The sequence below is a fragment of the Campylobacter bilis genome (genome assembly GCF_016806695.1).
Lineage (GTDB): Bacteria > Campylobacterota > Campylobacteria > Campylobacterales > Campylobacteraceae > Campylobacter_D > Campylobacter_D bilis.
In genome coordinates this window covers 65,415-90,182 of record NZ_WUED01000002.1, presented here as the reverse complement: position 1 = coordinate 90,182, position 24,768 = coordinate 65,415, and the positions used below count along the sequence as shown (strand labels likewise).

24 protein-coding genes, 1 tRNA gene and 1 pseudogene are annotated in these 24,768 nt (G+C 30.2%); 10 read left to right on the top strand and 16 right to left on the bottom strand.

Going from position 1 to position 24,768, the window contains the following annotated elements; all coding sequences use genetic code 11:
• Window positions 1–42: 42 nt before the first annotated feature.
• Genes radA through GRQ01_RS01265 form a run of 3 tightly spaced genes read right to left on the bottom strand, consistent with a single transcriptional unit; the run spans window position 43 to window position 2,806 of the window.
• On the bottom strand, window positions 43–1,383 hold the full coding sequence (gene radA, locus GRQ01_RS01275; RefSeq protein WP_158334045.1) for a DNA repair protein RadA: 1,341 nt from the start codon (window positions 1,381–1,383) through the stop codon (window positions 43–45).
• On the bottom strand, window positions 1,383–2,249 hold the full coding sequence (ftsY, locus tag GRQ01_RS01270) for a signal recognition particle-docking protein FtsY (RefSeq protein ID WP_158334044.1): 867 nt from the start codon (window positions 2,247–2,249) through the stop codon (window positions 1,383–1,385). The genes radA and ftsY overlap by 1 nt, the downstream gene beginning before the upstream one ends.
• Window positions 2,249–2,806: a TlpA family protein disulfide reductase gene (locus GRQ01_RS01265; protein WP_158334043.1), complete on the bottom strand. Its 558-nt coding sequence runs from the start codon at window positions 2,804–2,806 to the stop codon at window positions 2,249–2,251. Before GRQ01_RS01265 ends, ftsY begins: the two co-directional genes overlap by 1 nt.
• A gap of 84 nt (window positions 2,807–2,890) precedes the next feature.
• Here GRQ01_RS01265 and GRQ01_RS01260 point away from each other — a divergent pair, with 84 nt between their 5' ends.
• The 4 genes and pseudogenes from GRQ01_RS01260 (at window position 2,891) to GRQ01_RS01245 (ending at window position 6,819) form a co-directional block, all read left to right on the top strand.
• The gene (locus GRQ01_RS01260; RefSeq protein ID WP_158334042.1) at window positions 2,891–3,517 is read left to right on the top strand and encodes a 5-formyltetrahydrofolate cyclo-ligase; all 627 of its coding nucleotides are present in this window, start codon (window positions 2,891–2,893) and stop codon (window positions 3,515–3,517) included.
• Entirely contained in the window at window positions 3,438–4,991 is a 1,554-nt protein-coding gene (gene rny / locus GRQ01_RS01255; RefSeq protein ID WP_158334041.1) for a ribonuclease Y, read from the top strand. Before GRQ01_RS01260 ends, rny begins: the two co-directional genes overlap by 80 nt.
• A 9-nt stretch (window positions 4,992–5,000) precedes the next feature.
• Window positions 5,001–5,558 (top strand): DedA family protein, encoded by a 558-nt coding sequence (locus GRQ01_RS01250; RefSeq protein ID WP_158334040.1) that lies wholly within the window; start codon window positions 5,001–5,003, stop codon window positions 5,556–5,558.
• Window positions 5,558–6,819, top strand: a pseudogene (locus tag GRQ01_RS01245) (ComEC/Rec2 family competence protein). Before GRQ01_RS01250 ends, GRQ01_RS01245 begins: the two are co-directional and overlap by 1 nt.
• On the opposite strand, the gene GRQ01_RS01240 reads toward GRQ01_RS01245, so the two are convergent.
• From GRQ01_RS01240 to GRQ01_RS01230, 3 genes are read right to left on the bottom strand one after another with little or no spacing between them, the layout of a single operon-like run.
• Window positions 6,763–7,569: a YihY/virulence factor BrkB family protein gene (locus GRQ01_RS01240; protein WP_158334039.1), complete on the bottom strand. Its 807-nt coding sequence runs from the start codon at window positions 7,567–7,569 to the stop codon at window positions 6,763–6,765. The pseudogene GRQ01_RS01245 and the gene GRQ01_RS01240 overlap by 57 nt on opposite strands.
• Before the next feature lie 11 nt (window positions 7,570–7,580).
• Window positions 7,581–8,963, bottom strand: coding sequence for an FAD-linked oxidase C-terminal domain-containing protein (locus tag GRQ01_RS01235; protein WP_158334038.1), 1,383 nt, complete (start codon window positions 8,961–8,963; stop codon window positions 7,581–7,583).
• A gap of 4 nt (window positions 8,964–8,967) precedes the next feature.
• Window positions 8,968–9,681 (bottom strand): plasminogen-binding N-terminal domain-containing protein, encoded by a 714-nt coding sequence (locus GRQ01_RS01230; RefSeq protein ID WP_373447879.1) that lies wholly within the window; start codon window positions 9,679–9,681, stop codon window positions 8,968–8,970.
• Window positions 9,682–9,820: 139 nt separating this feature from the next.
• Here GRQ01_RS01230 and pgp5 point away from each other — a divergent pair, with 139 nt between their 5' ends.
• Complete coding sequence (gene pgp5, locus GRQ01_RS01225) at window positions 9,821–10,981, top strand: peptidoglycan metallopeptidase Pgp5 (RefSeq protein WP_158334036.1); 1,161 nt, start codon at window positions 9,821–9,823, stop codon at window positions 10,979–10,981.
• Here pgp5 and GRQ01_RS01220 read toward each other — a convergent pair.
• From GRQ01_RS01220 to GRQ01_RS01205, 4 genes are read right to left on the bottom strand one after another with little or no spacing between them, the layout of a single operon-like run.
• On the bottom strand, window positions 10,978–11,181 hold the full coding sequence (locus tag GRQ01_RS01220) for a hypothetical protein (protein ID WP_203121125.1): 204 nt from the start codon (window positions 11,179–11,181) through the stop codon (window positions 10,978–10,980). The two genes, pgp5 and GRQ01_RS01220, sit on opposite strands and share 4 nt — an antisense overlap.
• A gap of 2 nt (window positions 11,182–11,183) precedes the next feature.
• Complete coding sequence (locus GRQ01_RS01215; RefSeq protein WP_158334034.1) at window positions 11,184–11,864, bottom strand: purine nucleoside phosphorylase YfiH/LACC1 family protein; 681 nt, start codon at window positions 11,862–11,864, stop codon at window positions 11,184–11,186.
• Window positions 11,828–12,436: a riboflavin synthase gene (ribE, locus tag GRQ01_RS01210; RefSeq protein ID WP_158334033.1), complete on the bottom strand. Its 609-nt coding sequence runs from the start codon at window positions 12,434–12,436 to the stop codon at window positions 11,828–11,830. The genes GRQ01_RS01215 and ribE overlap by 37 nt, the downstream gene beginning before the upstream one ends.
• Before the next feature lie 3 nt (window positions 12,437–12,439).
• Complete coding sequence (locus GRQ01_RS01205; RefSeq protein ID WP_158334032.1) at window positions 12,440–14,983, bottom strand: translocation/assembly module TamB domain-containing protein; 2,544 nt, start codon at window positions 14,981–14,983, stop codon at window positions 12,440–12,442.
• A gap of 161 nt (window positions 14,984–15,144) precedes the next feature.
• Between GRQ01_RS01205 and groES the strand changes: the two genes are divergently transcribed.
• Complete coding sequence (groES, locus tag GRQ01_RS01200; RefSeq protein ID WP_158334031.1) at window positions 15,145–15,405, top strand: co-chaperone GroES; 261 nt, start codon at window positions 15,145–15,147, stop codon at window positions 15,403–15,405.
• A gap of 11 nt (window positions 15,406–15,416) precedes the next feature.
• Window positions 15,417–17,054 (top strand): chaperonin GroEL, encoded by a 1,638-nt coding sequence (gene groL, locus GRQ01_RS01195; RefSeq protein ID WP_158334030.1) that lies wholly within the window; start codon window positions 15,417–15,419, stop codon window positions 17,052–17,054.
• Between the two features lie 42 nt (window positions 17,055–17,096).
• Here the strand turns inward: groL and dccS are convergent, their stop codons facing one another.
• Both dccS and dccR read right to left on the bottom strand, forming a co-directional pair.
• Window positions 17,097–18,287, bottom strand: a complete 1,191-nt coding sequence (dccS, locus tag GRQ01_RS01190) for a two-component system sensor histidine kinase DccS (RefSeq protein WP_158334029.1) — start codon at window positions 18,285–18,287, stop codon at window positions 17,097–17,099.
• Window positions 18,280–18,945, bottom strand: a complete 666-nt coding sequence (gene dccR, locus GRQ01_RS01185; protein WP_158334028.1) for a two-component system response regulator DccR — start codon at window positions 18,943–18,945, stop codon at window positions 18,280–18,282. Before dccR ends, dccS begins: the two co-directional genes overlap by 8 nt.
• 139 nt (window positions 18,946–19,084) lie before the next feature.
• Between dccR and GRQ01_RS01180 the strand changes: the two genes are divergently transcribed.
• The gene (locus GRQ01_RS01180; protein WP_158334027.1) at window positions 19,085–19,699 is read left to right on the top strand and encodes a bacteriohemerythrin; all 615 of its coding nucleotides are present in this window, start codon (window positions 19,085–19,087) and stop codon (window positions 19,697–19,699) included.
• A gap of 12 nt (window positions 19,700–19,711) precedes the next feature.
• Here GRQ01_RS01180 and GRQ01_RS01175 read toward each other — a convergent pair.
• The 4 genes from GRQ01_RS01175 to htrA form a co-directional block, all read right to left on the bottom strand.
• A tRNA-Asn gene (locus tag GRQ01_RS01175) sits at window positions 19,712–19,786 on the bottom strand.
• A gap of 82 nt (window positions 19,787–19,868) precedes the next feature.
• Window positions 19,869–21,116 carry an ArsS family sensor histidine kinase gene (locus GRQ01_RS01170; RefSeq protein ID WP_158334026.1) on the bottom strand — a complete coding sequence of 416 codons (1,248 nt, stop codon included), beginning with the start codon at window positions 21,114–21,116 and terminating at the stop codon, window positions 19,869–19,871.
• Window positions 21,113–21,787, bottom strand: coding sequence for a response regulator transcription factor (locus GRQ01_RS01165; RefSeq protein ID WP_144674326.1), 675 nt, complete (start codon window positions 21,785–21,787; stop codon window positions 21,113–21,115). The genes GRQ01_RS01170 and GRQ01_RS01165 overlap by 4 nt, the downstream gene beginning before the upstream one ends.
• A 75-nt stretch (window positions 21,788–21,862) precedes the next feature.
• A complete protein-coding gene (gene htrA / locus GRQ01_RS01160; RefSeq protein WP_158334025.1) occupies window positions 21,863–23,281 on the bottom strand; it encodes a serine protease HtrA in 1,419 nt (472 codons plus the stop codon).
• A 207-nt stretch (window positions 23,282–23,488) separates the two neighbouring features.
• On the opposite strand from htrA, the gene GRQ01_RS01155 reads away from it, so the two are divergent.
• The gene (locus GRQ01_RS01155) at window positions 23,489–24,373 is read left to right on the top strand and encodes a DnaJ C-terminal domain-containing protein (RefSeq protein ID WP_158334024.1); all 885 of its coding nucleotides are present in this window, start codon (window positions 23,489–23,491) and stop codon (window positions 24,371–24,373) included.
• Between the two features lie 15 nt (window positions 24,374–24,388).
• The gene (locus GRQ01_RS01150) at window positions 24,389–24,763 is read left to right on the top strand and encodes a heat shock protein transcriptional repressor HspR (protein WP_158334023.1); all 375 of its coding nucleotides are present in this window, start codon (window positions 24,389–24,391) and stop codon (window positions 24,761–24,763) included.
• The last annotated feature ends 5 nt before the right edge of the window (window positions 24,764–24,768 follow it).

Here is a 24,768-nt window from a genome sequence, read left to right as displayed (position 1 = left end):
AGTGCTTATTCTACTCAATCCTTGCTTATATTTTAATGAAAATCACATCCATTCTAAAACTTGAGTAAGTTCTTTAGTGATAAAGCATTTAATCCCCATATCTTCTAAAGGCTTAGAAGGAATGATAGCATTTTTAAATTTTTGCATTTTTGCTTCTTTCAAACGGACATCAAGACTAAAAACCTCTCTAATTTCTCCATTTAAACCAAGCTCTCCTATAAACACACTATCCTTACTTAAAGGGCGATTTTTAAAACTAGAAATAATAGCTGCAACCACTGCTAAATCCGCTGCAGTCTCACTCACTCTTACACCCCCACTAATATTTACAAACACATCATAATGACCTAAAGGAATTTCAAGTTTTCTCTCAAGCAAAGCCAAAAGCATATCAAGACGATTTTTTTCATATCCTGTAGCACTACGTTTAGGGTAAGAACTCTCACAAACTAAAGCTTGAATTTCTAAAACCAAAGCACGAGAACCTTCCATTACAACACCTAAAGCACTTCCTGAAATTGCTTTTCCACGAGTAAAAAATCTATTAGCTAAATCCTTAGCACTCATCAAACCTTTAGCTGTCATTTCAAAAATACCCACTTCACTTGTACCACCAAAACGGTTTTTAAAACCTCTTAAAAGCCTGATTTCTTTAGTAGCATCTCCTTCGAAATAAAGCACCACATCAACCATATGTTCAAGCACTCTAGGTCCTGCAATCGCACCTTCTTTAGTAATATGTCCTATAATAAAAGTGCTGATATTAAAAGCTTTACTTACACGCATAAGTTCAAAGGTAATTTCGCGCACTTGAGTAATACTTCCTGCTGCGGAAGTTATTTTATTAGAATATAAAGTTTGTATAGAATCAATAATGAGAATTTTATAATCTTTTTTATGCACTTCTTCTAAGATATTTTCAAGACAAAGTTCAGTAAGCAAAAATAAATTAGGCGTATTAGCTTCAAGTCTATCAGCTCTTAATTTAATTTGTGCTTTACTCTCTTCTCCGCTAACATAAAGGACTTTTTTACCTTGTTTAGCTAAATTCGAAGCAATTTTTAATAAAAGCGTAGATTTGCCCACACCAGGACTCCCGCCTATAAGCACTAAAGATCCTTCAACCAAACCCCCACCTAAAACCAAATCAAGCTCATCATCACCTGTGCTACATCTTGTAAAATGTTCAAGTTCTACATCTTCAATGCAAATAGCCTCACTAGCTTTGTGAGATAAACTAACAAGTTCTTTTAAAGCCTTAATTTGATCTGCTTTTAACTCTATAAAGCTATCCCAAGAACCACATTCTGGACATTTTCCAAGCCATTTGCTTTGCTGATTTCCACAAGCTTGACATTCAAAAAGTGCTTTATTTTTTGCCATTACTCAAAAATAGGATCTAATAAAGCATCTAAATAACTGTTTGCATCAAACTCTTGCAAATCAGTCATTTGCTCACCTACTCCCATATAAAGAATAGGAAGTTCAAGCTCTCTTGCTATACTAAAAAGGGCTCCACCTTTAGCCGTACCATCAAGTTTTGTAATAATCACTCCATCAAGTTTTACAAGTTCATTAAAAGCCTTTGCCTGCAAAATCCCTGCATTTCCTTGGGTACCATCAAGTACTAAAATTTTTCTATGCGGTGCTCCTTTTAAGGCCTTATCACAGATCCTGACAATTTTTTCAAGCTCATTTGCTAAATTCTTTTGATTTTGCAAACGCCCAGCTGTATCAATAATAACCCTATCAAAATCCCTTGCTATAGCCTTATTAATAGTATCATAAGCCACTGCTGAAGGATCATGGCCTTGCTGGGTTAAAACTATTTCCACTCCAATTTTATCAGCCCAAAGTCTTAATTGCTCAATAGCTCCTGCTCTAAAAGTATCACAAGCTCCTAAAATCACTTTTTGATTTTGCTTTTTATAAAGATAAGCAAGCTTAGCAATACTTGTTGTCTTACCTGCACCATTTACCCCTAAAACAAGTTCTATAAAAGGCTTAATCTGTTGTTTTTCAAATTTTTCATAAGAAAAATAAGCACCCATCACACGCTTTAAATCCGCTTTTTTTACTTCATTTTGAGGCGGCAAATAATAAATGATTTCTTCTACTATATCATAGCTCACATCCGCCTCAAGTAAAATTTCTTCAAGTAAATCTTTAGTTATTTTTTTATTTTCGCCCTTGATATTTACTATATTTTCAAGAGTCTTAGCCAGTCCTTTTTTTAAAAAATTAAACATTAAAATACAGCCTTTTGAATGTCAATTTCTAACATTTCTTCAGGAATAAGTCCTAAATATTGATTGATCAATTTAGCATGCTTATTATAAAGAAACATAGTAGGAATACCATTTACCTTGCCTAAAGCTTTGACTAGAAGATAATTATTCTCTCCATTGGCTATTTTATAAACTATTTTATGTTGCTTTATAAACTGATTGATTTCATCATTAGTTTTATCTTCTAATAAAACACCTATTATGCTAAAATCATTTTTATATTTTTCTTGCATTTTATTAAGGTGTGGAACCTCAGCAATACAAGGGGTACACCAAGTAGTAAAAAACACAAATAAAATTGCCTTATTTTTATTATCAAAATTTAAAACTGAATTTTCTTTTTTGATAAAAAAGGTGCCTCCATCGGTCAAATTAAGGCTAAATTTCATCTCATCACTTTGACTTAGACTAGAATCTATAGTAGCATTTGCATCACTTTGCTGCTTTGTTTTTTCATTACTACAAGCAACCAATAAATAAACTATAATCATCAATGAAAATATTTTTTTAATTTTCATCTTAACTTATTCCTTTATTCTCAATTATAAAATGCTAAAATTATAACATATATAAGATAATAAGTTTTTAAAAGGCATGTATTCATGGAAAAAACAGACTTTAGAATTTTACAAAAAACACGTCTTTCAAAACACAAAAAATCTCATTTTAAGCAAGATTTTAAAATATTTAAAGAATGCTTAAAAATAATAAAATTCTTTAAAGCTAAAAATATTTTAATTTTCATTCCTTTAAGTTACGAACCTAATCTATTAAAGTTTCGTCACATTCTTAGCAAAAATTATAAACTTTTTGTTCCATTTATGCAAGATAAAAGTTTAAAAATTGTAAAATTAAGGCTACCTTTTATTAAAAAAAGGTTTGGGGTTTTAGAACCTATGAATTCTTTTTTAAAAACAAAAATCGACATAGCTATAGTGCCTGTTATTGGTGTTGATAAAAATTTAAAAAGAATAGGACATGGGCAAGGTTTTTATGACAGATTTTTTAAAGATCTCAACCATAAACCTCATATAATATTTGTCCAAAGTATTGATGCTTTTACTCAACATAATTTAACACAAAAGCATGATATTTCGGCGAAATTATATATAAACCCTTATAAAAAATATTACAAGAAAGAAAGAAAAAATGATAGAATCACTTATCGCGCTTATAACTGCCGTAGTTGGAGTTGGTATAGGGTATTTGATCGCAAAAAAGATCAATGATACTAAATACGAAATTTTTGTAGAACAAGCTAAAGCTAAAGCTAAAGCTATAGAATATGAAGCAGAACTTGTCTTAAAAGATGCAAATAACTCAATTCTTAATGCTGAGTTAGAAGTCAAAAAAAAATATGAAGAAAAAGTTCATAAAATCCAAAAAGATTTTAATCAAAAATTTGATGAACTTTTTAAAAAAGAACAAAAACTTCAGCAAGAAGAAGAAAAATTAAAAGAAGATAAAGAACAGCTTTGTAAATCAAAAAAACAAATACAAGATCTACAATTTGACGTTAATAAACTAAAAAGCAATTATCAAGAAAAACTTGATGATGTTTTAAAAATTTTAGAACACTCTACAGGATTTACGCAAGATGAAGCCAAAGAGATCATCCTTAAAAAAGTAGAAGAGAATTCTCGCGAACAAATTGCACACATAGTAAGAAAATATGAAGAAGAAGCAAAAAATGAGGCTAAAAGAAAAGCAAATTATATTATCGCACAAGCCACCTCTCGTTTTGCAGGGGAATTTGCTGCTGAAAGACTTATTAATGTTATTAATATTAAAAATGACGATCTTAAAGGTCGTATTATTGGCAAAGAAGGCCGGAATGTAAAAACCTTAGAAATGGTCTTAGGCGTTGATATTATTATTGATGATACTCCAGGTGCTATTATTGTAAGTTGTTTTAATCTTTATCGTCGTGCTATTGCCACAAAGGTTATAGAACTTTTAGTCGAAGATGGAAGAATACAACCAGCACGCATAGAAGAAATCCATGAAAAAGTATGCAAAGAATTCGATAGTGCCGTCTTAGAAGAAGGCGAAACCATAGTCATGGATTTAGGTTTAAGTAAAATACACCCTGAAATTGTCAAACTCATAGGAAAACTAAAATACCGTGCAAGTTATGGACAAAACGCCTTAGCACATTCTTTAGAAGTAGCTCATCTAGCAGGAATTATTGCTGCTGAATGCGGAGGTGATGAAAATTTAGCACGTCGTGCGGGAATTTTACATGATATAGGCAAGGCTTTAACACATGATTTTGAAGGTTCTCATGTAGACTTAGGTGCTGAACTTTGCAAACGCTATAAAGAACATCCTGTCGTTATCAATGCAATTTATGCCCATCATGGACACGAAGAAGCAATAAGCATTGAATCAGCCGCTGTATGTGCAGCTGATACTCTTAGTGCTGCAAGACCTGGTGCTAGACGAGAAGTTTTAGAAGTTTTCTTAAAAAGAGTAAGCGAACTTGAAGAAATTGCCAAAAGCAAAGAAGGTATTAAAAACGCTTATGCAATTAACGCAGGAAGAGAAATCCGCGTCATTGCTAATGCTCAATTGGTCAATGATGATGAAAGCGTGCTTTTAGCAAAAGAAATAGCAGCCGAAATTCAAGAAAAAATGCAATATCCAGGCGAAATTAAAGTTAATGTCATACGCGAATTAAGAGCTGTAGAATATGCTAAATAAAGGCTTATTATGCAAGATATGATAGACACTTTAATAAAATATGGCTATATTGTTTTATTTTTTTATTCTTTAGGTGGAGGAATGGTTGGAATTTTAGCCGCAGGGGTTTTAAGCTCTCAAGGCAAAATGGATCTTAGTCTTTGTATTATTTTAGCTTTTATTGGCAATACTTTAGGTTCTACTCTTCTTTTTATTCTTGGGAAATACTACAAAAAAGACATCATGCCTTATTTTAAAAAACATCGACGCAAACTCGCTCTAGCTATGATGAAAATCAAGCAGTATGGAACATTCTTACTTATAGGTCAAAAATTTATTTATGGATTAAAAACCTTTATCCCTATAGCAGCAGGTATAGCAAAATATAATTTTACAAAATTTTTAGCACTTAACACTCTAGCTAGTCTCATATGGGCATTTACTTTAGGATTAATTGCTTATATATTTGGGCACATTATTGAAACCATTTTTGATAAAATTAGCTCTTATGCTTATATCACACCTTTATTTTTACTCCTACTTGCAGGAATGATTTGGTTTTATCTGAGTCGATTTTCCAAAAAATAATGCCTTTATGGAATTATTTTTATACAGTTTTTAAGGAATTGTGCTATTTATTCTTAGGTGTCTTTATTATTTTTACTTTCAATATCCTTTTAGAATATTATAATTTTTTAAATTTCAAAGCTCAAAAACATTATCTCATAGAAAATGCTTTACTCTTGCACCAATACACAAAAAGAATAAAAAAAATAAAAAATACTGGGTTTTAAAAATACAAAGTAAAAACTTTACCTTTTACACTACAAGTTTTAAAGACTTAAATTTAAGCAAAAACGAATATCTCAATCTCAAAATCATAACCCAAAATATCACTTTTAAAAATTATCTCAGCAAAAACTTTTACGCTCCTGCTTATGATTTTGAAAAATTACAAGAAAAAAAACACAATTTAATTGTATCTTATTTTTTAAACCAACACCAAAATGAAAAAATACGTGAATTTTATGGTGCATTATTTTTCGCATTGCCTATATCTTTAGAACTTAGAAATGATGTTAATTACTATGGTATTGCACATCTAATAGCAATTAGTGGCTATCATATAGGCTTACTTTTTAGCTTAATCTTTTTTATTTTAGCCTCTCTTTATGGTTTTTTTCAAAAAAGATATATTTTCCTCACAGGAATTTACGCTTTGATTTAAGTATTTTAGTTTTTTCCTTTCTTTTAAGTTATGCTTATTTAATAGGCTTTGTTCCTTCTTTTATTCGCTCTTTAATTATGGCTCTTTGGGTTTTTTTATTTAGCTTATAAAAATATAAAAATCGTTCATTTTTTTACTCTTTTTTCTAGTATTTTATTATGTATAGCCCTTTATCCTAGGCTTTTATTGAGTATTGGATTTTTATTTTCTATTTTAGGGGTTTTTTATATTTTTTTATATATACATCATTTTTCAACAAAACTTAATAATTTGACAAATATCATTTTTATTAATATTTGGACCTTTTTTGCTATGATTTTACCAGTGCTTTATTTTTTCCCTTTAATCAGTTATCAACAACTTTTAGGCATTATTTTGAGTGCGGTTTTTATAGTATTTTACCCCTTGACATTGTTTTTACATTTAATCAATCAAGGGGATTTACTCAATTTTGCTTTGGATGAGTTTTTCAAATTTAAACTCTATGGAACAAATATAAACATTCCTTTTTGGATTTTTATAACTTATCTTATTGCTTGTTTAATCTCAATACGTTTTAAATTTTTAGCCCTTCTTTGCGTTTTTACGAATTTTATTCCCTTCATCATAATTATGATTTAAAAAATAATAAAGCTTAAGACCAAAAAGATAAATAATCCATGAAATATAAATCCAAATAAAGAAAAACAATATAGTAGAAAAAGATCCATAAACGCTAGCATAAGTTTTATTATAAACTATATAATACACAAATAAATTTTTAACTATATACCAAATAACTCCAGCACCAAAAGAAACAAATATCAAACTTTTAAGGCTTCCTTTATGAACAGAACTTGAATAAGATATTAAAAATAAACCCCAAATGATCACAAAGGGTAAAATTTCAAAAAAATTAAAACCTATTTTATAATCGTCTAAAGCTTCTTGGATAAAACCCGAAATATAAAAACTCAATCCAAGTCCCAAAGGAACAAGAGTTAAAAGAGTCCAATAAGAACTAATGCTTTGCCAAAGCCCTTTAGATTGATTTTTAGTAATACGATTGATCACAAAATCATAACCTGAAAAAAAAGCCAAAGAAGTAAAAGTCATAGCAATAAGCCCTACTATACCCAAATTCACACTATTTTTCAAAAAAGTGTCAATATAAGCAGTCACAACATCTTGCTGTGCAGGTATTAAAAAGGCAAAAATCACTTGCTTAGCTTTTTGATAATAAACCTTAAAACTAGAAATCTGCGTAAAAACCGAAAAACACACAAATAATATAGGTATAAAGGATAAAATAGTATAAAAACTAAGTGCAGCTGCATAATTTAAAATTTCTTTATCGCGTAAACTCAATAAAATCATAAAAAATTTTTTCAAAGTTAATCCTTTTAAAGTCCCATTTTAAAAGGATTAAGAATGTTATTTGGATCAAAAGCTTTTTTAATATTTCTCATCAATTGCATTTCAGCATCTGAAAAAGCTAAATTCATAAAAGGTGCTTTAGAAAGCCCTATTCCATGCTCTCCACTTAAAGTCCCTCCAAGTTCTATAGTCAGCTTAAAAACCTCTTCAACAGCTTCATAGCCTCTTTTTATTTGCTCTTTATCATTTTTATCTGGAATCATTATATTAGTATGCACATTCCCATCTCCTGTATGGCCAAAACAAGGTATTTCAAAGCCGTATTTTTTAGAAATTGCATCTATACCTTCAAGCAAAGCAGGAAGTTTAGAACGAGGAACAGTAATATCTTCATTAAGCTTTAAAGTACCATATATAGCTATGCTTTGAGAACAATTTCTTCTTACAAACCAAATATCTGCGGCTTCTTGCTCATCTTTTGCTATTTTAAATTCACTAGCACCACATTCTAAAAAATAGTGCTCTAAATTTTTCAAATCCTCATCAATAGCTTCTTTCACATTACCATCTACATCAGCAATCAAAATAGCACCCGCATCAAGAGGCAAACCTTTTTGGAATTTTTGCTCCACTGCTTGGATGCTAAGATTATCCAAAAATTCCATAGATACAGGGCTTACACCACTTGCAAGACTTTTATACACTGCTTGCATAGCACTTTTAACACTAGGAAAAATAGCAAAAGCTGTTTTTTTAAATTTAGGCAAAGGCACTAATCTTAAAGTAAGTTCGCTTAAAACCGCTAAAGAACCTTCACTAGCAATCAAAATCCCTGCTAGATTATAACCTGCAACATCTTTAATAGTCTTCTTGCCTGCACGGATCAATTCTCCATTAGGTAAAATCGCTCTTAAAGCCATTACATAATCTTTTGTAATGCCATATTTAGCTGCTCTCATACCCCCAGCGTTTTCACTTACATTACCTCCTAAACTAGAATACTCCATACTAGCAGGATCAGGCGGATAAAAAAGACCGTATTTGGCTACTTCTTTTTGCAAATGCATATTAATAACACCAGGCTGTACTACTGCTACTAAATTTTCTAAATCAATTTCTAAAATTTTATTCATGTGCTTTTCAAAAGCAAGCACTATCCCACCATTAACAGCCAAAGCACCACCTGTAAACCCCGAACCTGAACCTCTTGGTATCACTATAATATTATTTTGATTGCAAAATTTTAAAATTTCAATTATGTCTTCTTCAGATCTTGGAAACAATACACCATCGGGTAAATAATGCTTCTTTGTCGCATCATAGCTATAAGCTCTTTTATGGATGGGATCAAAATAAGCATTTTCTTCTCCTAAAAGCTGTTTAAAATACTGCTCAAATTCTTTTTTCATGATTTTACTCTGTCTTAGGAAGATTAATTAAAGCATTATAATATTGATAATAATTGCCTATTTCTTGGATATTAAAGTCAAAAAAATTACTTTTATATCCACCTACACGGGAATAAAAAGGCACTTGAATGCTGCTTGCTTTACCTATAGGTATTTCATAAAGCTTACTAAAATCTTGACAATCAATCAACTCTGCTTTATTCTCCAAAGCTATGAGTAAAATACCCACTGCATTATCATCACAAAATTGTCTAAAATCCGATCGCTTAGGTGAAAGGGTTGCTGTTCTAATTAATTGTGCTCCAAAAATATCAACATGGATAAAGTATATCTGAGGAAAAGCTCTAATAAGCTCTTTATAAGTTTGCTCATCAGGTGCGATAACCAAACCCCTATCATAAAGAAAATTTAAAATCACTTCATCCCCTACTTGCGGCAAGACATTAGGCAAAGGCAAGGCTTCTTGTTTTAAAGCTGAAAAAACGCTAAATTCCAATTTTACCAAGCCGTTTTCCTTAGCCACAACACTTGCTCTAGCTATAATGCTTTGAGAATTTTTAAAATGCTGTATCACCACCCCACTAGAATGAAGCTTAATTTCAGGACTGTCTTTAATATAACCATAAATATCATCAACTTTTATAAGTTCACTTTTTATAGGTTTTAAATTCAACTCAACTGCAAAAAGACCAAAATTTAAAGCCAAAAAACATATCATAATTCTAAGCAAATTTGCTCCTTGAATAAAAATTAAATTAAAATTATAATCCTTTTTTCTTAAGTAATTGTAAGAAAAATAAAGTAAAATATAGCTTTTAAATTTAAAAATTCTTTTTAAAAATTAAGGCTATTAAATTATGAAAAAAATATTATTTTTATTTATCTTTGTAATTAAAAGTTTCGCAGCTTTAAGCGTTGAAGAACTCACTTGGGATAATGGGGACACTTTACTTAAATTTTTACAAAGAAATTCCATACCTATGTCACTTTATTATGGGCTTGATAGAGAAGATCAAGAACTTGCTTCTGATATAGCCTATAAAATAAAATATCAAGTTTTAAAAGACGAAAATAATAATATAGAACAAGTATTAATACCTATTAATGATGATTTACAAATCCATATCTATAAAAACAAAGATGGACAATATAATCTTGCTTTTACTCCTGTTTCGTATCAAAAAGAAGACAGAATCTTGCATTTAACCATCAAAAATTCAGCCTATCAAGATGTTTATGAAGAAAGCGGTAGCAGTACTCTAGCACGTGCTATGGTTCGTGCTTTTCGTGGAAGTATAAATTTTCGCAATATCCAAAAAGGCGATGAACTTACACTTTATTATGAACAAAAAAGACGCATGGGGAAACTTTGGGGCGATATTAATATCAAAATGGCAACAGTTGAAATCAATAAAAATGCTCAAGAAGTTTTTTCCTACAATGATATATTCTATGATCGTGATGGTAAAGAATTAGAATCATTTTTACTGACAAAACCTGTAAATTATACGAGAATTTCTTCTCCTTTTACAACAGCAAGATATCATCCTATACTCAAACGCTATCGTGCTCATCTTGGCATTGACTACGTAGCTCCTACTGGTACACCTGTAAAGAGTGCTGGAAAAGGAATCATCACCTTTGTAGGTACAAAAGGAGGATATGGGAATGTGATCCAAATAAAACATGACTCAGGTTATATGACCTTATACGCACACTTAAGCCGCTTTGCTAAAATTAAAAACGGACAAAGGGTAAACCAAGGACAAGTAATCGCTTATGTAGGTTCAACGGGCATGAGCACAGGCCCACACTTGCATTTTGGCGTATATCTTAATAACAAAGCTATCAACCCCGCATCTGTTGTTAAAATCACTAAATCAGAACTTAATGGCAAAGCAAAAGAAAATTTCAAGCATATCATAGCAAATTATGAACAAGTGGTTAAAAAAACCATAGCTTCTAATCAAGCAAATCCTCCAAAAGAAACAGATTTTGAAAACTATATAGAATTTTAATTACTCAATAATGCCTTATCTTTAGCATTGATTAAAGAATTAAGAAGCATCATAAGATCTTCTTTCTCTTTATTATCGATCTCTAAAAAATTTGCATCAATCAACTCAGATACTAAAACTTCATTTAGCAAATCTCCATCACCAAATTCTCTTGCTTTTTGAATGATTTTAAGCACTCTTAAATCTCTTTTTTCATACACAATCAGCCTTTTAAATAAACTACACTCGCAAAACGTTTTGAAGTTTGGTTTCTGCGATAAGAAAAAAAACTATCATTATCAAAACTACAAATTTCACAATCTTGGATATGGTTTATGCCTAAGTTTTTAGCTTGGAATTTTACCAAAGCTTTTAAATCCAAATTATTTCCTTTTATAAAGGATCCAAAATTTCGTTTAGCAAATTCTAAAATCTCTCCACTAAGCTCATAATTTTTCATACAAATACCTGGTAAAATAAAAAGATGAAATTGACTCAATTTTAAGCAAGGATTTTCTGAAATAATCTTATTTAAACATACTTTTAAAATATTTTCAAAACTCCCCTTCCTACCTGAATGCAAAGCTGCTATAATACCCTCTTCATGATATAAAATCAAAGGCAAACAATCCGCACTTAAAACACAAAGTGCGATTTTTTTCTCCTTGCTAATCAAACCATCACAACAAAGATTTTTCAAATTTTGGTCATAAAGCTTAACCTTATTAGAATGAATTTGATCCATAAAAACACATTGTTTTATACCCTGAACACCTAAATGTGAAAAAATATTTTCATAATGTATTTTAGCTTTAAAAGAATGATAATCTTTATCATAAGCGCAAAAAATACCTATTTTTTCATCGTCTAATAAAGATAAGAAATTCTCTCTACCTCTTCCCATGATAATCCTTCTTTGCCTTTTAATTGCACATGAATATAACGTGCAAGCAAATCGCTTTCTATATTGATTTTTCTTCCTATTTTATATTTTTTAAATAAAGTTTCTCTAAAAGTAATAGGTATGATTGTAAGTCTTATGCCTGTATGAAAAACTTCATTGATAGTAAGACTTACCCCATCTATACCTACACTACCTTTTTGTGCCATAAACATCATAGCTTCTTTAGGTAAAGAGATAAAAAAATTGATTCCATTTTCATCTTTTTGAATTTTTTCAAGCGTACCGATAAAATCAATATGCCCTTGCATTAAATGCCCATCGATCCTATCACCATATCTTAAAGCAGGTTCTATATGAACTTCATCTTTTAAATTTTCAACAACAATGCTTTTGCGTGTTTCATTACAAAGCTCTACTTCACAACCTTCTTTATCAATATTTATCACACTTAAGCAAGCCCCATTGACAGCTAAACTATCGCCCAAATTAGGACGGTATTTAGTCTTCAAGCTTAAGACATTAGCATGATAGGACCTTACCTTTGCAATCTCTCTAATCAATCCATTAAACATTACTTACCTTAAAAAATCATTTAATAATTCATTAATTGCTTTATCTGTTTTTTTATCAGGATCTTTAGAATCATTATTTGGTCTGACTCCAATAACATTTTTAATAGAATTAAGCACACTTTGGGCATTTAAACTGATCTTAGGATGCTCTGTGGTTCCTTTAATGCTTCCTTTAAAATTCGCTTTATCAAACTTAATATCAAAAGGTAAATTTAAAGCACCACTTTTAGAATCTAAAGCACCTGATTGAATCAACACATAGGAACGATCCGCTTTCATATTTAAATCTAATTGAATATTTTCTTTATTGATCAAAGCCTTAGCCTTAACGGTACTATAAACATCGTTTGTAATATCTCTACTGATTAAAATTTTTAAAGTATTAGTAATAAGATTAGGCTTTAATCTACCATCTTTCATATCCAAAAACACTTCTCCTTTTTCATTTAAAAGATTATAATTTGCTTTAAGATTTGCCTTACCTTGATAAATATCGATAAAATCCAAACTCTGAGCTAAATTACTTAAATCTATACTATTTGCATTAAGGGTTAAAAGATTGTCTTTAAACGTACTTTGAAGTCTTCCTTCAAAAAGATTTGCACTATTTATAGTAAAATCAAAACTTTTATCAAAAAGCAATTTCCCATCAAATTCTGCCTTACCCTTAAGTTTTCTATCAAGCAAGAAGCCTAATTTTGAAAAATCCTTCACATTTAAAATAAAATCTGAATTCAAAAGCATTTTACTTCCATCAAAAGTACCCTTAAAGCTTTTTAAATCAGCCAAAGAAGAATTTAAAACAGTATCAAATTCAATAATATTTTTATTAAAATTAAACCTAGTATTTAAATCATAATTTGTATTATTTGGAAATTTTTTACTTAAAATTTTACTTAAAACTGCAGCATTAAATACACCCTTAGCTTCCAAATCCATATTCCCGCTTAGATGATTTAAATCCAAATCATCTAAATTTCCTTTTGCATTAATAATCCCACTAGCATAATTTGGCATACCTGCTATGACAAAGAGTTTAGATAAATCAAGATTATCAATATTTAAATCCAGTTTTTTGCCCTTTGAAATAGCTTTGATTACACTATCTGCTAGCTTAGCATTTAAAGCTAAATTTTGTATTTTCTTATCTAAGACATGAACCTTAGCATTAATATCTGCTTTACCTTCTATATTTTGTCCATTTATAAAATTTAATTGGGATAAATCATCTATAAAAGCATTAAAATCTGCTATTAATTCACCATTTTTTAGATTATAATTCCCACTAAATTTTTTGATATTTAATACATTAGATGTTAAAACAGCATTATAAAAAATATCATTATTTTTAGCATTAGCCTTAGCATCTAAACTTAACATAGTATCAAGAAGCTTTATTTTAGCTATATTTTTAAATTCATTTGTATTTAATTTTACATTATCAATCTTTGCCTCAAAATCAAAATTAGAAAAATCTAAATCCGCATTAATAAGTTTTGCATTCAATTCCCCATTAATCAAATCCCCATAACCTCCAAGGGCTAATAATTTCTCAAGACGTGCTTTGTTAACAACAACGAAAAGCTTTTTATCTTCTAAATTTGCCTTTATTTCTCCACCAAGTCCTGTAAGTTGAGCATTTAAAGCTGATAAAGCATGGTTGGTTAAACTAGCTTCACCTGATATTAGCATGCTTCCATTAAGCCTTGTCTTAGTAAGCCTCTCAAGCTTTGCAAGAGAAGGAATATGAAGTGTAAAATCTGTATCCAAAGTATTTTTATTAATATCATAAAGAGTTTTTTTAGCCTGTAAGATAAAATAATCATTATAAATCTTGCTTACAACATGGATTTTATCATTTTTAATATCAGCTAGAATTTCTGCTTTAGGATTAGAATCAAGAGGCAAATCTAAAGAAAAATCTTTTTTTATAGCCTCATAGTTTATATATTTTGTATCAAGTTTAATGATAATATTTCCATCAGGTTTTAAATCTTGAGCTGAAATTTTCGCCTGAGCATTTAAAAAACCTTTAGCATAAACAGGATAAGATAAAAAATGCAATAATTCTTCAATTTTAATGTTTTTCGCATCTAAATTCAAAGCAATAAGATTATAATCATACACTCTAGCATCTAAAAATGCTTCAGATCCCAATAAATAGCCTTTACCATCTATAATAAAATCGCTTGCTTTGCCCTTAATTTTTCCAATGAAATTTGAATTTTGATCTGAATTTAAAGCTAAATTTTTAGCATGTTTTAGATCTAAAGCGATTTTATAATCTAAATCAAAAGCTAGTTTTAAAAGGCTTAAATCCCCCTCTATACTAAAATTAGCCACATTTGGAAGATTTGCCTTAATATCAAGACTTGAAAAACGCAGACTAAAATGCGTGATATTAAGATCTAATCCTGTGTTTTGTTTAATTTTATCCTGAGCTATATTAGCAATTATACCATTTCCAAAATTAGTAAAAAGCATGGTATAAACAATAATAAAAAACACAGCAATCAAAGCCACAAAACCATAAAAAAACTTTTTCATTTTTTATCCTTTAGTTTATTATATAAATAAATCTTAGTCTATTAAACTAAACTTTTATAAATATTTTTATTTAAAGTATTGACAAAATTCATTTTTTATAGTATGATTTTATCACTCAAAATTAAAGAGTGCCAAAAATCAATTTTTTAAGGATGGACAAAATGAATTTTCAACCTTTAGGAAAACGTGTTTTAGTTAAACGCGTCGAAGAAACCAAAACAACAGCTTCTGGCATAATTATACCAGATAATGCTAAAGAAAAACCTTTAATAGGAGAAGTAGCAGCAGTAAGTAAAGAAATAAACGATATATCAAATGGAGATAAAATTGTATTTGCTAAATACGGCGGAACAGAAATCAAGCTTGACAATAATGAATATTTAGTTTTAAATTTAGATGATATCTTAGGAATTTTAAAATAAAAGGATAAACAATGGCAAAAGAAATTATTTTTTCAGATGAAGCAAGAAACAAACTGTACGAAGGTGTTAAAAAACTTAATGATGCAGTAAAAGTCACAATGGGACCTCGCGGACGCAATGTTTTAATCCAAAAAAGTTTTGGTGCCCCATCTATCACTAAAGACGGCGTTAGCGTTGCAAAAGAAGTAGAACTTAAAGACGGTCTTGAAAATATGGGTGCTTCACTTGTAAGAGAAGTAGCAAGCAAAACAGCCGATCAAGCAGGTGATGGAACAACAACTGCAACAGTTTTAGCTCATGCGATTTTCAAAGAAGGTCTAAGAAACATCACAGCAGGTGCTAATCCTATAGAAGTAAAACGCGGTATGGATAAAGCTTGTGAAGCTATCGTAGCAGAACTTAAAAAGCTTTCTCGCGAAGTAAAAGATAAAAAAGAAATAGCACAGGTTGCAACAATTTCAGCCAATTCTGATGAAAAAATCGGTAATTTAATTGCTGATGCTATGGAAAAAGTAGGTAAAGATGGAGTTATCACTGTCGAAGAAGCAAAATCTATCAATGATGAACTAAACGTAGTTGAAGGCATGCAATTTGACAGAGGTTATTTAAGCCCTTATTTTATTACCAATGCAGAAAAAATGACAGCAGAACTTTCAAACCCTTATATCCTGCTTTTTGATAAAAAAATCACTAATTTAAAAGACCTACTCCCTATATTAGAACAAATTCAAAAAACAGGTAAACCTCTTTTAATCATTGCTGAAGACATTGAAGGTGAAGCACTTGCAACTTTAGTTGTCAATAAACTTCGCGGAGTGTTAAATATTTCTGCTGTAAAAGCACCAGGTTTTGGCGATAGAAGAAAAGCTATGCTTGAAGATATAGCTATATTAACAGGAGGAGAAGTGATTGCTGAAGAACTTGGAAGAACACTTGAAAGTGCTACCATACAAGATCTTGGACAAGCTTCTAGCGTAATCATCGATAAAGATAACACCACTATAGTAAATGGTGCAGGTCAAAAAGCAAATATTGATGCAAGAGTTAATCAAATTAAAGCACAAATTGCTGAAACAACTTCAGATTATGATAGAGAAAAATTACAAGAAAGACTTGCAAAATTAAGCGGTGGAGTTGCAGTTATCAAAGTAGGTGCAGCAACAGAAACTGAAATGAAAGAGAAAAAAGATCGCGTTGATGATGCCCTAAGTGCGACCAAAGCAGCGGTTGAAGAAGGTATAGTTATTGGTGGTGGTGCGGCCTTAATCAAAGCTAAATCTAAAATCAAACTTGATTTAAAAGGCGATGAGGCAATAGGTGCAGCTATTGTAGAAAGAGCTTTAAGAGCACCTTTAAGACAAATTGCTGAAAATGCTGGCTTTGATGCAGGCGTAGTTGTAAATAGTGTTGAAAATGCTAAAGACGAAAATACAGGTTTTGATGCTGCAAAAGGCGAATATGTTAACATGCTAGAAAGCGGAATTATCGATCCTGTAAAAGTAGAAAGAATAGCTTTACTCAATGCAGTTTCAGTAGCTAGCATGCTTTTAACCACAGAAGCAACCATTAGTGAAATCAAAGAAGAAAAACCAGCTATGCCAGATATGAGTGGCATGGGCGGTATGGGTGGCATGGGCGGTATGATGTAAGCTTGCTTAAGCCTTTATCAGCAAGGAATTTCCTTGCTGAACCTACCAACTTAGTTTAAAAACACTTCCTTTATTTTCCACTGAGTTACAAATAATCTTAATAGCATTATCTTCACACACTCTTTTAACCAAAGAAAGTCCTATGCCAAAGCCTCCCTTATCAGCATTAAATCTTGCATATCTATCAAAAATATGTTCTAGATTTTTTTTAGCAATGCCATAGCCCGTATCAGCAATACTTAAAAAATTAATTCTCAAACAAATAGCAATTTCTCCACCTTTTTTATTATATTTAATCGCATTGCTTAAAAGATTATCTATTAACTTAGAAATTTGATTTTTAGATGCAAAGATACTTGCTTGATGCAAATCTAATTTTAAGGTAATTTTCTTTTGTTCAAAAAAAACTTTAAAATATTCTAATCTCTCTTCTAGTAATAATTTTAAATCAAGCTGTTGCTTTGTATTTTCTAAAGCATTAGGAAAATTATAAAAAACAAGATCAGAATACACTTGAGATAGACTTTTTGCAGCCAATGTTATTCTTTTGAATTTAGCTTCATTTTCCCAATTTTGACATTTAAGCTGTTCTATACTTGCTAAAATAACACTCAAAGGAGTGTTTAACTCATGCATAGAATCTTTAATAAAACGATCAAGCGTGCTGATTTTATCTTCTAAAGGCTTTAAAGCAATCTTAACTAAAACATAAGCCACCAAACCCAACACACAAAAAGCCATAATAGCAAAACCAAAAACCTTCACTCTAATCCAAAACAAACTCTTACTAACATCTTCACCTTGTATTAAAATTTGCAAGCTTTCATGCGTATTAGCCTCTTCATTACCAATATGCCTTAAAAAATAATAATCCGTACTCATAGGGGCAAGAAAAAAGACTTTATCATCATAAATTCCTTTGCCTTCAAGGTCGGTTTTTGCTTTTCTAAAATCAAAATCTAAATTATTAAAAAGCGTTTCATTAGTGTCAAATATGGCAAATTTTAAAGCTGTGCTTTGAGCAATATTTTTTGCACTTACTTTTATAGGAGTAAAACGAGAATTTATAATACTAAGGACAATGTTTCTGTGATTTTCTCTTAAAGATATGCCTTTTAATAATATAAGCTCTTCATTGAGTTTTTGATACCATAATGTAAAAAAAATAGTTAAAAAAACACCCGTAGTAGTAAGATAAATGACTAAAATTTGTCGTATGACTTTTTTAGCCATAACAATACCCTCTGCCTCTTTGATTGATAATTTTTTCTTTTCCTAAAAGTTTACGCAAATTCTTTACATAAGCCCTTAAGCTTAACTCACTAGGCTCTTCATCATAATCCCAAAGTTCTTCAAAAATTCTTTCCACACTTAAGAAATTATTCTTATTTTTAAGTAACAAAGATAAAAGTTTAATCTCTTTACTAGGTAAAGCTAAAGCCTTATTACCACAATAAAGAATCTGAGAAACTAATTCAAACCTAAATCCATCGCCCAAATCTTCAAAATCTTCATTTTTATGAGAAAAGGATCTCTTAAGCAAAGCCTTAACTCGTACGCAAAGTTCAGCAAGCTCAAAAGGCTTTTTAATATAATCATCACAACCTGCATCAAAACCTTCTTTTAAATCATTAGTTGAATTTAAAGAAGTCATAAAAATAGCTGGGGTTTGCTTAGCATTCTTTCTTAATTCTTTAAGTAAAGAAAATCCATCACCCAAAGGTATCTTAACATCCAAAATCCAAAGATCAAAATGCTTTTCATAGGCTAAATCAAAGGCTTCTTGTGCATTATCGCACAAACACACCTCATATCCTTCATCGTTTAAAAACTCTTCAAGAATTTCACTCAAACTTAAATCATCTTCTAAAAGCAAAATTTTAGTACCCATACTTTCATCTTTCTTAATTTAGGATCTTTGCACCATTGTATCAAAAATCTTATGAAATATTGAATAAAATTTCATTTTTATTTAATTTACTTTTACTATAATCTTTAGGTATAAACAAATTATTCCTTAAAGAGTCAAAATGCTTCCAAAATGGGATAACAGCTGCAGTGTGCACAATGCTAAAATTGACAATCAACATAAAAAACTTTTTGAACTCGCTGCAAAAGTTGAAATCGCATCGGACAGATCTGTAAGCAAAAATGAAATAAAAAAACTTTTAACCGAATTTTTCAATTACATGAAAAATCATTTTCATGATGAAGAAAAATACATGCAATTAATCAACTATCCTAATTTAGAAGAACACCGTCAAATCCATAAAGAAATCATCCAAACCATGATCAATCTCATCAAAGATGTCAAATCCACTAATGATCTTAAAGAAAAACTTTATATCATAGTCAAAAAATGGCTTTTAGAACATATACTCTATGAAGATATGAAAGTTGAAAAATGGAGAAGCTTATCTTTAAGTACCGATGATGAAAGCGATATTAGCTTTGAGGCTATTGAAAAAGAGGATAATGAACAATTGCAATTTTATCTTTATACTTGCCATTGCCCTAATAAAATCCACGATGTTCCTTATAATATTCAGCAAAAAATAGAATTTGAAGGCCACAATTTTACTTGTAAAACGTGTAAAGAAAGCATTAAATTTTATAAAAAGCATTTGGATAAGATAAATCAATAAAAATAAAATATCTGGCTCCGGATGTAGGATTCGAACCTACGACCAATCGGTTAACAGCCGACTACTCTACCGCTGAGCTAATCCGGAATGTAGAAAATAAAATGTGATTATATTGAAATTAAGAAACTTTGTCAAGAGTTTTAATATAAAAATATATTTTCATCACCCATTATTCTTTGACAATAATATTTTTAAGATTTCTAAAATAGAAGAAATTCACCCCATTTTCATATAAATAATCAAGCTTCATACCATGCGATTGCAAAATAGTGTTTACAATGTAAAGCCCAAGCCCAAAACTTGATTTTTGCTTTGAACCCTGAGTAAAAGCTTGAGTATAGTATTCTAAAGTATTATTTAATTCTGGTCCACGATTTTTAAAACAAATATAATCATCTATAATATCAATTTGCACAAAACCATCTTCAGAATGTTTAATACCATTATCTATCATATTTTTAATAGCTGTAGTAAAAAGTTTAAAATCCACATTTACAAAAAAACTTCCATCCATAAAAATACGTATATTGCTATCATCTCGCATTGCAATTTCTTTAGCTTCATCTAAAACATCTAAAATATTATACTTCTTTCTATTGATAAAAGCCGCACCTGAAGTAATTTGCTCAATAGCAGCAAACTCATTAATGAGAATTTCAAGCCTATTAAATACCCCATTTAAACGCTGCTTATATTTATTATCTTCTATCATTTCAAGAGTTAAAAGACCTTTAGTAATAGGTGTTTTAAGCTCATGCATGATATTTCTTAAAAAAAACTGACGGGATTGATTTAATTTTCTAATTTGCACAATAGCTTGATAAAAAGCCTCACTAACTTGTGAAATTTCATCAACTCCAGTGCTTACATCTTCTATATCATTAAGCTTTCCTTGTGCGAATTTATCAATTTGTTTTTTAAGCCTTTTAAGGGGTTTTAATTTTTTAAATATATAAATATAAAGCAATACAAGGATACAAATGACAGCTACAGCTATAGCCTTAATAATAAAATATCTATAAGTTTGATAATCTTGATCTTTATAAAGATGAACTTTACCATCATAAATAATGTTTAAATAAACTTGTCTATTATACGAAATGATTTCAATCAAACCATTATTAACTTCAACCCTAGCCAAAACATCACCTCTAAAAAGAACTCTACGAATTTGTTTAGCTTCTGTTATTTCATCCATTTGATTATAATTTTTGGTTTGCTCTTCAAATTCTTTTTCACTAATAACTCCTGCAAAATTTAAAAGCCGTGCATTAGCTATTAAAGAATACTTGGTATTTAATTCCCTTGTATAATTTTGCTGATCGTATTCTATTAGCCATAAAAAACCTAAAACAACACTAACGCCAGCAAAAATAAAAATAAAAGTTATAGTATAAAAAATCGAAGACTTATTCATTGAGTAAGCTTATAGCCTATTCCCCGAATAGAATGGATATATTTAGGAGTTTTTGGATCATCGCCCATTTTTTGTCGGATCCTGCTAATGATTACATCTATGCTTTTATTACTAGAATCCTCACTGATAGAAGAACAATTATAAACCAACTCTTCACGACTTACCACACCACCTTCTTTTTTAATCAAATAACTCAAAATATCAAATTCAGCATTCGTTAAAGTAAGCTCTTGACCTTTCATAGTAATAATATGTTTGTATTGATCATACACTAAATCTTTAACACTTTTTGCTATAGCACTTTTAGTATTTAAAATGCGTCTTAAATGACTTTTAATACGTGCTTGAAGCTCTTTAGGATTATAAGGCTTTGGCAAATAATCATCCGCACCTAATTCTAAAGCATTGACCTTATCTGTAATATCATGTCTAGCACTTGAAATAATAATAGGCGTATCGTATTTTTTACGAATTTCTTCACATACCTCAAGCCCATCAAGTCCTGGCAAAGAAAGATCTAAAATAATAAGCTGATATTCTTTTAACGCAAGTTTAGAAAGTCCTATATAAGGCTCATGTGCTATGTCTACTTTCATATCGAATTTTTCCAAATATTCAGCTGTAATCTCTGCTAATTCTAAATCATCTTCTATCATAAGGATATTTGTCATTGCATTCCTTTATTTTAAACTTGATTTTAATTTTAAACTAAAATTTATAACGAAAGGAAATTCCTTTCGTAGTTTTTACTTAAGTATAAGTAAAGTCGCAAAACCATTACGATATACCCAAACTTTAATCAATTCTTTTTTATTTGCCTGTTTTAAGGCTTGATCAAGATCTTTTAAATTTTTAATCTCATTTTGTCCAACACCTATAATGATATCCCCTTCTTGAAAACCAGAATTTTTACCCTTACTCTTTTCTTTAACACTATCAACTAAAACACCATTAATGTCTTTTGGAATTTCAAAACGTTCTTTAAATCTAGGATCTAAATTTCTCAAACTCAAACCATCTATTAAATCACTTTGCACACCTTTAGGATTTTCTTTTTCTCCTTTAAGAATAAAAGTGGTTTGTCTGTTTTCTTTATCCCTTTCATAGCTTAATGAAATCTTTTGACCAATTTCTAAAGTCCCTATATAGTTTTTAAGATCAATAGGGTTTTTAATCACTTTATCATTAACTTTAATCACCAAATCTCCACGTTTAAGCCCTGCTTCATCAGCACTTGAACCTTTTTGAACATCAGTAATTAAAGCTCCTTCTTGATTTTTATAAGCTTTTTTAGTATCCCCTTGCAAAGCTAGAATAGTAACACCTAAAAATCCTCTATCAATCTTACCTTTTTCTATAAGCTTTTTAGCTATATCTTTAACCATGTTTGAAGGTATAGCAAAACCTATGCCATTATTTCCTCCACCGCGTGATAAAATTGCAGAATTAATTCCCACTAAATAACCACGACTATCCACTAAAGCTCCACCTGAATTCCCAGGATTAATAGAAGCATCTGTTTGAATAAAATTTTCATATTGGTTTAAACCTATATTATCCTTATTTAAAGCTGAAATAATCCCACTAGTCACACTAAAACCAACCCCAAAAGGATTCCCTAATGCAAAAACAACATCCCCTTCCATCAAATCATCTGAATTGGTGAAAGTGATAGCTGAAAGATTATTAACTTCGATTTTAATTACAGCTAAATCTGTTTTAGGATCTTTACCTATAAGCTTAGCCTTATACTCAGTATCACTACCTAATAAATTCACACTAATACTATCTGCATCCTCAACAACATGATTATTAGTTACAATATAGCCATCTTTTGAAATAATCACTCCTGATCCTAAAGAACTCACCACTTCTTTATCGCTTTTTCCTTTTCTTTGTGGAAAATCAAAATCAAAAAATTGCTTAAAATAAGGATCATTAAAAAAATCATCCAAAGGACTAGGACGATTTGAACGAGTAACGGTTTTAGAAGTTGAAATATTTACAACTGATTTTTTAGCATCTTTAATAGCATCATGGTAAGAAAGCACCACATTTCCAGCAGCTGGATTAACACGATTGGCCACTGTAGTAGACTCATTAAAATTAATATTTGCAGCAAATAAAACCCCTGCTAAACTCAACGATAAAAGAATTTTTTTCATTTTTACCCCTTTTTGCTTTATTAAAAAATAAATTAGTTCGTAAAATATTTTACTATGTTTATAAGTATAAAACCGAAAATTTACAAAATTGTAAATAAAACCTTGAGTGATAAAAATTTATAAAACTTGATTGACTTAGGCTAAAGTTTATGCTATAATATTTTCCATAAATATAATTGAAGAAAAATTTTTCTAAGGAAATATAACATGAATAGTTTATATCAAACCCTAGGGGTTAATAAAAATGCCAGCACAGATGAAATCAAAAAAGCCTATCGTCGTCTAGCTAGAAAGTATCATCCTGATATCAACAAAGAAAAAAATGCTGAAGAAAAATTTAAACAAATCAATGCAGCTTACGAAATTTTAAGCGATGAAAAAAAACGTGCGCAATACGACCAATATGGCGATTCCATGTTTGAAGGAAAAAGCTTTCAGGATTTTTCAAGAAACGCTGGTAGTGTCAATTTAGATGATATTTTAAAAGACTTATTTGGTGGAGGCTTTGGCGGGCAAACAAGAGGTGGTTTTAGCGGTTTTTCTTCAAAAGGATTTAATAGTAGTTTTAAAGACTTTGAAGAAGAAAATCTAGATACTAATTTAGAACTTCGCATTCCCTTTGAAAAAGCTGTTGTAGGAGGAGAACATAGTTTTAGCTTTGAAGGTCAAAGTATTAAATTTAAAATCCCACATGGCATAAAAGAAGGCGAAAAACTTAGAATCCGCTCCAAAGGCAAACAAGGATACAATGGGATGCACGGGGATTTAATTATTATTGTTAAAATAGAAGAAAATCCTCGCTATGAAAGAGATGATGATGATTTATATCAAAAAATAGACATCCCTCTTAAAACCGCACTTTTTGGAGGAAAGATAAGCGTACAAACTCTAAAAGAGAATAAAAAAGAAGTCACAATTAGTATAGCACCTAATTCTAAAAACGGTCAAAAAATTCGCTTAAAAGGCTATGGAGTTCAAAACAGAAAAAACGATATTTATGGAGACATGTATTTGATTTTAAATGTCATTTTACCAAATACAGAGAGTTTTGATGAAAAATTCATAGAACTCTTAAAAGAAAAATTACCTTAAAAGAAAGGAGTGAAAATGGATCACCATTATGATGAACCTGTATATTTAATCAGCGTTGTGGCTAAGGTTTTAAGTATACATCCTCAAACCTTAAGACAATACGAAAGAGAAGGCTTAATCGAACCAAGCAGAACCGATGGAAAAATCAGACTATATTCCCAAAGAGATATCGATCGCATTAAGCTTATATTACGTTTAACACGAGATATGGGAATCAATCTTGCTGGAGTTGATGTGATTTTAAAATTAAAAAACCAACTTCACGAATTTGAAAATCTCATTGATGAATTACGCTTAGAATTAAGCAAACAACAAGACAAACAAAGCACAAGTAAAGCTATAATTAAACATAAAAATAGTTTTGATTTAATTTTTTATGAGAAAAAATAAAAACA

What these genes read in the sequence shown, in the direction of transcription:
- GRQ01_RS01150 (WP_158334023.1), top strand. Translation starts at nt 24,389, where the DNA reads ATGGATCACCATTATGATGAACCTGTATATTTAATCAGCGTTGTGGCT.
- dccS (WP_158334029.1), bottom strand. Translation starts at nt 18,287, where the DNA reads ATGGCTAAAAAAGTCATACGACAAATTTTAGTCATTTATCTTACTACT.
- GRQ01_RS01230 (WP_373447879.1), bottom strand. Translation starts at nt 9,681, where the DNA reads ATGATATGTTTTTTGGCTTTAAATTTTGGTCTTTTTGCAGTTGAGTTG.
- groES (WP_158334031.1), top strand. Translation starts at nt 15,145, where the DNA reads ATGAATTTTCAACCTTTAGGAAAACGTGTTTTAGTTAAACGCGTCGAA.
- GRQ01_RS01180 (WP_158334027.1), top strand. Translation starts at nt 19,085, where the DNA reads ATGCTTCCAAAATGGGATAACAGCTGCAGTGTGCACAATGCTAAAATT.
- ribE (WP_158334033.1), bottom strand. Translation starts at nt 12,436, where the DNA reads ATGTTTAATGGATTGATTAGAGAGATTGCAAAGGTAAGGTCCTATCAT.
- GRQ01_RS01260 (WP_158334042.1), top strand. Translation starts at nt 2,891, where the DNA reads ATGGAAAAAACAGACTTTAGAATTTTACAAAAAACACGTCTTTCAAAA.
- GRQ01_RS01250 (WP_158334040.1), top strand. Translation starts at nt 5,001, where the DNA reads ATGCAAGATATGATAGACACTTTAATAAAATATGGCTATATTGTTTTA.
- GRQ01_RS01165 (WP_144674326.1), bottom strand. Translation starts at nt 21,787, where the DNA reads ATGACAAATATCCTTATGATAGAAGATGATTTAGAATTAGCAGAGATT.
- radA (WP_158334045.1), bottom strand. Translation starts at nt 1,383, where the DNA reads ATGGCAAAAAATAAAGCACTTTTTGAATGTCAAGCTTGTGGAAATCAG.
- GRQ01_RS01265 (WP_158334043.1), bottom strand. Translation starts at nt 2,806, where the DNA reads ATGAAAATTAAAAAAATATTTTCATTGATGATTATAGTTTATTTATTG.
- pgp5 (WP_158334036.1), top strand. Translation starts at nt 9,821, where the DNA reads ATGAAAAAAATATTATTTTTATTTATCTTTGTAATTAAAAGTTTCGCA.
- GRQ01_RS01215 (WP_158334034.1), bottom strand. Translation starts at nt 11,864, where the DNA reads ATGGGAAGAGGTAGAGAGAATTTCTTATCTTTATTAGACGATGAAAAA.
- GRQ01_RS01155 (WP_158334024.1), top strand. Translation starts at nt 23,489, where the DNA reads ATGAATAGTTTATATCAAACCCTAGGGGTTAATAAAAATGCCAGCACA.
- GRQ01_RS01170 (WP_158334026.1), bottom strand. Translation starts at nt 21,116, where the DNA reads ATGAATAAGTCTTCGATTTTTTATACTATAACTTTTATTTTTATTTTT.
- htrA (WP_158334025.1), bottom strand. Translation starts at nt 23,281, where the DNA reads ATGAAAAAAATTCTTTTATCGTTGAGTTTAGCAGGGGTTTTATTTGCT.
- GRQ01_RS01205 (WP_158334032.1), bottom strand. Translation starts at nt 14,983, where the DNA reads ATGAAAAAGTTTTTTTATGGTTTTGTGGCTTTGATTGCTGTGTTTTTT.
- dccR (WP_158334028.1), bottom strand. Translation starts at nt 18,945, where the DNA reads ATGGGTACTAAAATTTTGCTTTTAGAAGATGATTTAAGTTTGAGTGAA.
- groL (WP_158334030.1), top strand. Translation starts at nt 15,417, where the DNA reads ATGGCAAAAGAAATTATTTTTTCAGATGAAGCAAGAAACAAACTGTAC.
- GRQ01_RS01235 (WP_158334038.1), bottom strand. Translation starts at nt 8,963, where the DNA reads ATGAAAAAAGAATTTGAGCAGTATTTTAAACAGCTTTTAGGAGAAGAA.
- ftsY (WP_158334044.1), bottom strand. Translation starts at nt 2,249, where the DNA reads ATGTTTAATTTTTTAAAAAAAGGACTGGCTAAGACTCTTGAAAATATA.
- rny (WP_158334041.1), top strand. Translation starts at nt 3,438, where the DNA reads ATGATAGAATCACTTATCGCGCTTATAACTGCCGTAGTTGGAGTTGGT.